Source organism: Actinoplanes sp. NPDC051851 (assembly GCF_040681165.1).
Lineage (GTDB): Bacteria > Actinomycetota > Actinomycetes > Mycobacteriales > Micromonosporaceae > Actinoplanes.
Genome location: NZ_JBFAYF010000131.1, coordinates 1 through 7,845, shown reverse-complemented (window position 1 = coordinate 7,845; position 7,845 = coordinate 1). Strand labels below are relative to the sequence as shown.

At 72.2% G+C, this 7,845-nt stretch carries 7 protein-coding genes; 3 read left to right on the top strand and 4 right to left on the bottom strand.

Annotation, left to right across the window (positions count from 1 at the left end; genetic code table 11):
* Positions 1-329: 329 nt before the first annotated feature.
* From AB0M08_RS46780 to AB0M08_RS46765, 4 genes are all read right to left on the bottom strand, one after another.
* Complete coding sequence (locus AB0M08_RS46780) at positions 330-1,772, bottom strand: HAMP domain-containing sensor histidine kinase (RefSeq protein ID WP_364508642.1); 1,443 nt, start codon at positions 1,770-1,772, stop codon at positions 330-332.
* Positions 1,769-2,482 carry a response regulator transcription factor gene (locus AB0M08_RS46775; RefSeq protein WP_364508640.1) on the bottom strand — a complete coding sequence of 238 codons (714 nt, stop codon included), beginning with the start codon at positions 2,480-2,482 and terminating at the stop codon, positions 1,769-1,771. The genes AB0M08_RS46780 and AB0M08_RS46775 overlap by 4 nt, the downstream gene beginning before the upstream one ends.
* Before the next feature lie 104 nt (positions 2,483-2,586).
* Complete coding sequence (locus AB0M08_RS46770; protein WP_364508638.1) at positions 2,587-2,991, bottom strand: FMN-binding protein; 405 nt, start codon at positions 2,989-2,991, stop codon at positions 2,587-2,589.
* 14 nt (positions 2,992-3,005) lie between these two features.
* The gene (locus AB0M08_RS46765) at positions 3,006-4,403 is read right to left on the bottom strand and encodes a ferric reductase-like transmembrane domain-containing protein (RefSeq protein ID WP_364508635.1); all 1,398 of its coding nucleotides are present in this window, start codon (positions 4,401-4,403) and stop codon (positions 3,006-3,008) included.
* Between the two features lie 174 nt (positions 4,404-4,577).
* On the opposite strand from AB0M08_RS46765, the gene AB0M08_RS46760 reads away from it, so the two are divergent.
* Genes AB0M08_RS46760 through AB0M08_RS46750 form a run of 3 tightly spaced genes read left to right on the top strand, consistent with a single transcriptional unit; the run spans position 4,578 to position 7,718 of the window.
* The gene (locus AB0M08_RS46760; protein WP_364508632.1) at positions 4,578-5,141 is read left to right on the top strand and encodes a DUF4956 domain-containing protein; all 564 of its coding nucleotides are present in this window, start codon (positions 4,578-4,580) and stop codon (positions 5,139-5,141) included.
* Positions 5,138-5,893 (top strand): polyphosphate polymerase domain-containing protein, encoded by a 756-nt coding sequence (locus AB0M08_RS46755; RefSeq protein WP_364508629.1) that lies wholly within the window; start codon positions 5,138-5,140, stop codon positions 5,891-5,893. The genes AB0M08_RS46760 and AB0M08_RS46755 overlap by 4 nt, the downstream gene beginning before the upstream one ends.
* 10 nt (positions 5,894-5,903) lie before the next feature.
* On the top strand, positions 5,904-7,718 hold the full coding sequence (locus AB0M08_RS46750) for a carbohydrate-binding domain-containing protein (RefSeq protein WP_364508626.1): 1,815 nt from the start codon (positions 5,904-5,906) through the stop codon (positions 7,716-7,718).
* The last annotated feature ends 127 nt before the right edge of the window (positions 7,719-7,845 follow it).

The window sequence follows — 7,845 nt, the reverse complement described above, 5'->3', positions numbered from 1 at the left end:
GGGTGGGCAGGCAGGGCGGTGGAGCGTTTATGCCCTGCCTGCCCACCCACCGCCCCAGCCTTGCATGGTTTTCGGTCACTATCCGTTGTTTGTCGATGGCAGCTGGGTGGATGGGGGAGCTGTTGATTCCACCTTGGGCTTTGTGGTCTGGCTGCCGCGCGATCGTCGCCCCGCGGGATGACTGTCACCCGGGCCGGGCTGGGTGCTACTCAGGCGAATAGACCGTGCCGCTTGCGGTTGGGGGCGCGTCCGGTGCGTGGGCCTTCCGCACCGGCTGCGGTTGGGGGTGCGTCCGGTGCGTGGGCCTTCCGCACCGGCGGGGGCGGCCGTCACGAGGGCTGGGTGGGGGCGGGGAGGCGGATCGTGACGGTGGTGCCGTGGGGGGTGGTGGGGGTGAGGTCGACGCTGCCGCCGTGGTGGGTGGCGGTTTGGGCGACGATGGCGAGGCCCAGGCCGGAGCCGGGCATGGAGCGGGCGGCCGGGGCGCGGTAGAAGCGGTCGAAGACGTGGGGGAGGTCCTCGGGGGCCACGCCGGGGCCGGAGTCGGTCACGGTCAGTACTGAGCCGCCGGGGAAGGGGGACGGGGAGAGGCGGATTGTGATCGTGCCGCCCGGGGGGCTCCACTTGGCGGCGTTGTCGAGCACGTTGACGACCATGCGCTCCAGTTCGCCGTAGCGGCCCGGCACGCACGCGGCGGCCAGGGACGTGTCGTAGGTGAGGGCGGGGGCGCGGGTACGGACCCGGTTCACGGCGTTCGTCACCACCTCGGCCAGGTCGACCGGCTCGATCGGCTCCCGGGTCGCCTCCTCGCGGGCCAGTTCGACCAGCTCGTTGGTGAGCGTGGCCAACTCTCGCACCTGGGCGTCCAGGTCGTGCAGCAGTTGGGTGCGCTCCTCGGGGGGCAGCCGGTGCGCCAGCTCGGGTCGGCGCTCCAGCTCCAGCAGCAGCTCCACATTGGTACGGATGCTGGTCAGCGGCGTCCGCAGCTCGTGGCTGGCGTCCTCGACCAGAGCGCGCTGGGCGCCCCGGGCCACGTCCAGCGCGGTCAGCATGGCGTTCACCGAGCTGCCCAGCCGGGCGATCTCGTCGTCGCCGTGCACGTCGATCGGGCGGCTCAGGTCCTGGGTGAGCGCGACCTCCTCGACGGCGAGGGCGAGGCGTTCCACCGGGGCGAGGCCGGCCCGGGCGACCGTACGGCCGAGCAGCGCGGCGAGGGCTATCCCCACCGCGCAGCCGAGCGCCAGCAGCCCGGCGAAGACGGCCAGGACCCGGTCGTAGGGCGCCTGGTCGACGCCGATCTGCACGGCTCCCCCGCCGTCGATCGCCGTGGTCAGCACCCGGTACGTACTCGGGCCGAGGCTGACCTCCTCGCGCAGCTCCTCGGTCCGGGTGCCGTCCGCGATCGCCAGTGTCGCCGAGGTGACCGGCAGCGTGGTCTTGCCGCCGCCGAGCACGTTGCCGGAGGAGTCCAGGATCTGCCAGCACGGGCCGAGTTCGCGCTGGTCACCCTTGTCACGCGGGCCGTCGTCGTCCCGGTCCCGGTACGACTCGGTCTCCAGCCACTGCTCGGGGTTGGCCGCGATCGCCTTGGCGTCCGCGTTGAGTTCCAGGTTCACCTGGTGTTTCTGGATCTCCCAGACCGCGAACCAGGCCCCGGCCGAGACGACGAGGACGGCCGCCGTGACCGCGCCGGTGACGAGCAGTGCCAGGCGGTCACGGAGGCTGCGGGGACGGCGTGGAAGCCGCACCCGGGGCCACCGGACGCCCTTCACAGCGGCTCCGTCCGCAGCACGAAACCGACCCCGCGCACGGTGTGCAGCAACCGCGGTTCCCCCTCCGCCTCCAGTTTGCGCCGCAGGTAGCCCAGGTAGACGTGCAGACTGTTCGACCCCTCGCCGAAGTCGTACCCCCAGACCTGCTCGAAGAGGGCGGAGCGGGTGAGCACCTGCCGCGGGTGGCGCAGGAACGCCTCGAGGATGCCGAACTCGGTCCTGGTCAACTTCAGGGCGCGGTCACCGCGCTGGACCTCTCTCGTCCGCGGGTTGAGGCGTACGTCGGCGAAGGCGAGCCAATCACCGGCCTGCACCTCCTCGGCGGGGTGGACCTCGGCAGGCGCGCTCAGCGCCGACCGGCGGAGCAGGGCGCGCACCCGGGCCAGCAGCTCCTGCAGCGCGAACGGCTTGACCAGGTAGTCGTCGGCGCCCGCGTCGAGCCCGGCGACCCGGTCACCGACGCTGTCCCGGGCGGTCAGCATCAGGACCGGCACCACCCAGCCCTCGGAGCGCAGCGTGCGGCAGGCCTCCAGCCCGTCCATCCGCGGCATCATCACGTCGAGGATCACCGCGTCGGGGTCGCCGGCGCGGACCGCGTCCAGCGCGGCGAGCCCGTCGCCGGCGACGTGCACCTGGTAGCCCTCGAAGCGCAGCGTGCGCGCGAGCGAGTCGCGTACCGCCGCGTCGTCCTCCACCACCAGGATCCGCATGCCCTCTAGCCTGCCAGTCTCGGCCTCGGCGACACCTGTGGGGATCATCGCTCCACACTCGGCAGGCGGGTTAAGAGGCGCCGTAACAGAACCGTAAGGCGATTCTAAGAAATGCCGGCGGCGTCGAGCGCGGACTGCAGTGACTGCTTGTAGCCGTCGCTGGTGTAGGTGGCCCCGGAGACCCCGTCGATGTCGGCGCTCTGCGCGGCGAGCGTCTCCTCGACCAGCACCGGCAGCGCCGCCGCGTTGATCTCCTCGTGCCGCTGCTCGCCGCTCGGGTAGACCGGAACGGTCACCCCGGTGATCTTCCCGCTCGCCACCGTGATGACGACCTGCACGTCCCCCTCGCGGGTGCTGATCGTGTCGCCGGTGAACGACTCGCCCTCGCCGCTCTCCGTGACGACCGCCGCGGTCGAGGTGGTCGCGCCCGACCCGGTGCTCGTCCGGTAGCTGAACAGCAGCACCAGCAGGACGACCGTGGAGAGCGCCCACATACTGATCCGTCGCATCGTGGATTCTCCCCTTACCAGGCGAACAGCTCGGTGTGGACCTTGGCGGGTGCCGCGCCGGCCTCGACGGCCGCCGCGCGGACCGCCCCCGCCCAGGCCTCGGGCCCGCAGACGTAGACGTGCGACGCGGCCACCTGCGGCGAGATCCGGATCAGCGCCGCCGCGCCGGTGAGTTCCTCGGGGGTACGCGGTAGCCAGGAGTCGTCTCCCGCCCGCGGCCCGACGACCGGCACCAGGCGCACCCCGCGGTGCCGCGCGAACCACTCCAGCTCCTCGCCGAACGCCAGGTCGGCCTCGCCGCGCGCCCGGTAGACGAGCGTCGCCTCGCCGTGCCGGTACGGCAGTTCCCCGAGCAGCGAGAGCAGCGGGGTGATCCCGATCCCGCAGGCCATCAGCAGCACCGGGCCACCCCGGTAGCTCTCCCCGGTCAGCCTCCCGTACGGCCCCTCGACCAGTACCCGGGTGCCCGGCTTCAGCGTCGCGACCCGGGAGCTGCCGTCGCCCTGGCTCTTCACGGTGATCCGCAGCGAGTCGGTCTGCGGGGTGGCCGAGAGCGAGAACGGATGGGAGCGGGTCCAGCCGGCGCCGTCCAGGAACCGCCAGTGGAAGAACTGCCCGGCCCGCGCGGGCAGTTCGTGCAGCCGGTCGCCGGTGAGGTACACCGAGGTCAGGCCGGGCCCCTCGGGGACCACGTGGGTGACGACGAGGCGGTGCCGCCAGTTGCGCCAGGCGGGGAGACCGATCCGGTACGCGAGCACCGCGCCCGCCGAGACCGCGTAGAGCGTCCACCAGTACGCCCGCGCCACGGCCGAGCCGGTGAAGTCCGCACCGGTCCAGATCTGGTGCGGCAGGGCCAGCCCGACGCCGAGGTACGCGTAGAGGTGCAGCAGATGCCAGGACTCGTAGCGCATCCGGCGGCGGGCCCGGCGGATCGAGGTGGCGACGACCAGCAGCAGGAACACCGTGCCGGCCGCCGCGAGCAGCATCCCGGGATAGTCGACGACCAGGTCCCCGAGCTGGGCCAGGGCGTTACGGCCCGCCGCGTACCCGAGAGTGATCGTGAGGATGTGGCCCAGCATCAGCCAGAACGACGTGAATCCGGTCCACCGGTGCCAGCGGGCCAGCCGGTCCTGACCGAACGCGCGCTCGACCAGCGGGATCCGGGCCATCAGCAGCACCTGGAGCAGCAGCAGGTCGGAGGCGAGCAGGCCGAGCAGGCGGCCGATCGCGGTCATCGCGGGCCAGAGTCCGTCCCCGAGGTCGGTGACGCCCCCGTTCGACGCCCAGAGGCCGGCGACCACCAGCAGGCTCAGCCCGGCGACCGCGCCACCGGTGCCGGACCACCAGCGTGGCGTGGGCCGGAGACGGCGGGCGTGCCGGGTCGGTACGGGTGCGGCGGTCGTGGTGGTCATGACATCCACCGTCCGCACGCCGACTAAGCGCTCGCTACTTGAAGAATAAACAACCTCTAAGAAAGGGACGCCATCGGCGAACTTCTCAGAACGGCTACAGAAGGCACACAGGTTCCTCCGAGGCTCGGGCGAGAGAAAGGAAACATCCAGTGAACTCCGGTTGAAGGAAACCTTGTGAACGCATTGCTCGCCGCCGCAGCGGACCTTGTCGCCATCGCCGTACTGACCTTCGGCGTCTACTTCCCCCGGCACCACCGGCGGGACCTGGTCGCCGCGTTCCTCGGGGTGAACATCGGCGTGCTCGCGGTCGCCACGGTGCTCGGATCGGAGACGATCGGCGCCGGTCTCGGGCTCGGCCTGTTCGGCGTCCTCTCCATCATCCGGCTCCGGTCCGACGAGATCACCCAGACCGAGGTGGCCTACTACTTCGCCGCGCTCGCGCTCGGCCTGATCGCCGGGCTCGGCGACCTGGACGCGATCACCGGCAGCCTGATGGTGCTGATCCTCGCCGCGCTCTGGATCGGCGACCACCCGTCGCTGTTCAAGCGCTACCGCCACCAGGTGGTCCGGCTGGACAGCGCGCACACCGACGAGGCCACCCTGCGGGCCCACCTCGAACGGGTGCTCGGTGGCCGGGTGGTCAACCTGGCGGTCAAGCAGGTCGACCTGGTCAACGACAGCACGCTGGTCGAGGTCCGCTACCTCGCGCCCTCCTCGGTTCCGGTGGCCGTCGCATGACCACGACACTCTCCCCCTTCGCCCGCTTCGCGCCGATCTCCCTGGACGCGCTCGTCGGCACCGCCGAGCTGCTGACCCGGGTCGACCGCAAGTACCTGCTGCCCGCCACCGCGCTCCCCGCCGTACTGGACGGCCTCCGCGACGCCCGGGTGCTGGAGATCGACGGGCAGCGCGGCTTCGGCTACCGCTCCATCTACTTCGACACCGAGGGCATGGAGAGCTACCTCGGCGCGGCACATCAGCGCCGCCGTCGTTTCAAGGTCAGAATTCGGACGTACGTCGACACGGGCGCCCATTTCGTCGAGGTGAAGACGCGCGGCACCCGGGGCACGACGGTCAAGGAGCGCGTGCCGTACGTCGGGAACGGCTCCGATCTCGGCCCGGACGGCCGCGCCCACGCCGCCGAGGTCCTGGCCGGGGCGGGCATCACCGCCGACCCCGCCGCGATGCGCCCGGTGCTCGCCACCCACTACCAGCGGCACACGCTCTACCTGCCCGCATCCGGCAGCCGGGTCACCATCGACACCGGCCTGGCCTGGCAGCTGCCGGACGGCTCCACCGTGCGGATGCCGGACCGGGCCGTCGTGGAGACCAAGTCCGCGGGCTCCGTCTCCGAGATGGATCGCCTGCTCTGGTCCCTGCACCACCGCCCCTGCTCGATCTCCAAGTACGCCACCGGCCTCGCCGCTCTCCGGCCCGACCTCCCCGCCAACCGCTGGCAGCCCGTGCTGCGCCGGCACTTCCACGCCTGAGGGGCCCGTCATGAGACTGCGTAAGAGATTCGTCGCCGCCGTCAGCTCCGCCGTCCTCGCCGCCGCCCTGCTGGCCGGCTGCTCCTCCTCGTCCGACTCGGCGGCCGCCGAGACCGCCTCCACCAGCTCCACCGTCTCGGTCGACGGCACCCAGGACGCCGCCACCGTCCTGGCCGCCAACAAGAAGGCCGACTCGGTCACCGCCGTCACCTCGGACAACGGGGACGCGATCACCCTCTCCGGCAGCTCCGCCAGCAGCTCCGCCGACGGCGTGACGGTGGACGGCGCGACGGTCACCATCACCGCCGCCGGCACCTACCGGATCTCCGGCACCCTCACCGACGGCCAGATCGTGATCGACGCGGACGGCGCCGACGTCACGCTGATCCTGGACGACGCCTCGATCACCAGCTCCACCACCGCCGCGATCGCCGCCACCGCCGCCGACTCGGTCGTGGTGTACCTGGCCGACGGCACCACGAACACGCTCGCCTCCAGCTTCTCCCCGTCCGACACGTCGGACGTCAACGCCGTGCTGTTCAGCGCCGGTGACCTGAGCATCGCCGGGACCGGCACGCTCACGGTGACCGCCACCGGCACCGCCGCCGACGGCATCACCAGCAAGGACGGCCTGGTCATCCAGTCCGGCACGCTCACCGTCGAGGCCACCGACGACGGCATCCGCGGCAAGGACTACGTGGTGGTCAACGGCGGCACGGTCACGGTCACCGCGGGCGGCGACGGCATCAAGTCCGACAACGACACCGACGCCGACTCCGGCTACGTCGACATCACCGCCGGCACCGTCGCGGTCACCGCGACCGGCGACGGCGTGGACGCGGCCACCGACATCGTCGTCACCGGCGGCACCCTGGTGGTCAAGTCCGGCGGCGGCCACTCCACCAAGGCTTCCGACGACGTCTCGTCCAAGGGCCTGAAGTCCGGCGTGATCACGGTCCTGGAGGGCGGCACGATCACCGTCGACGCCTCCGACGACGCGGTGCACAGCGACGGGGCGGTCCACTTCACCGGCGCCACGGTCAGCGTGGCGAGCGGCGACGACGGCGTGCACGCCGAGGGCTACCAGATCATCGACGGCGGCACCCTCGAGGTGACCTCGTCGAACGAGGGCCTGGAGGCGGCACACTTCGTCCTCAACTCCGGCACCGTCTCGGTCGTCTCCAGCGACGACGGCGTCAACGCGGCCGGCGGCTCCTCCACCGACACGGACTCCGGCGGCGGCTTCGGGGGCGGCCCGGGCGGTGGCGAGGAGGTCGGCGACTACTCCTGGGTCATCAACGGCGGCACCCTGGTGGTCAACGCCGAGGGCGACGGCCTCGACTCCAACGGCACCGCGTCGATCACCGGCGGCACGGTCGTGGTGAGCGGCCCGGAGGGCAACGGCAACGGTGCCCTCGACGTCAACGGCGACTTCACCATCAGCGGCGGCACACTGCTCGCCGCGGGCAGCTCCGGCATGGTCGTCTCCCCCAGCACCGACTCCGGGCAGGGCTGGATCTCCGCCACGCTGGACAGCTCGGTCGCCGCGGGCACCACCCTCCAGGTCGTCGACGCCGACGGCACGGTGGTGGCCACGTTCGTGACGAGCAAGAGCGCCCAGAGCGTGGTCTTCTCCTCCTCGGCCATCACATCCGGTTCGACGTACACCATCTACTCCGGCGGCACCGCTTCCGGCGACAGCACCGGCGGCCTCTCCGCCTCCGGCACCCTCGGCTCCGCCACCAAGCTCACCACGGTGACGGCCGACGAGGCCGCCGCGGGCGGCGGCTTCGGCGGCGGCGGGGGCGGCCGCCCCGGCCGCTGACCTGCGCAGCGGCCCGGAGATGCGGGCCGCCGCTCCCCCCCGGGCGGGGGGGGGGGGGGTTTTAGCGGGGCCCCGGGCCCCCCGGGACCCGCCACCCCCGCCCCCCCCCCCGCCCCGGGGGGGCCCC

Excerpts from the sequence above, each read along its gene's own strand:
- AB0M08_RS46775 (WP_364508640.1), bottom strand. The coding sequence starts at position 2,482 with ATGCGGATCCTGGTGGTGGAGGACGACGCGGCGGTACGCGACTCGCTC.
- AB0M08_RS46750 (WP_364508626.1), top strand. The coding sequence starts at position 5,904 with ATGAGACTGCGTAAGAGATTCGTCGCCGCCGTCAGCTCCGCCGTCCTC.
- AB0M08_RS46770 (WP_364508638.1), bottom strand. The coding sequence starts at position 2,991 with ATGCGACGGATCAGTATGTGGGCGCTCTCCACGGTCGTCCTGCTGGTG.
- AB0M08_RS46755 (WP_364508629.1), top strand. The coding sequence starts at position 5,138 with ATGACCACGACACTCTCCCCCTTCGCCCGCTTCGCGCCGATCTCCCTG.
- AB0M08_RS46765 (WP_364508635.1), bottom strand. The coding sequence starts at position 4,403 with ATGACCACCACGACCGCCGCACCCGTACCGACCCGGCACGCCCGCCGT.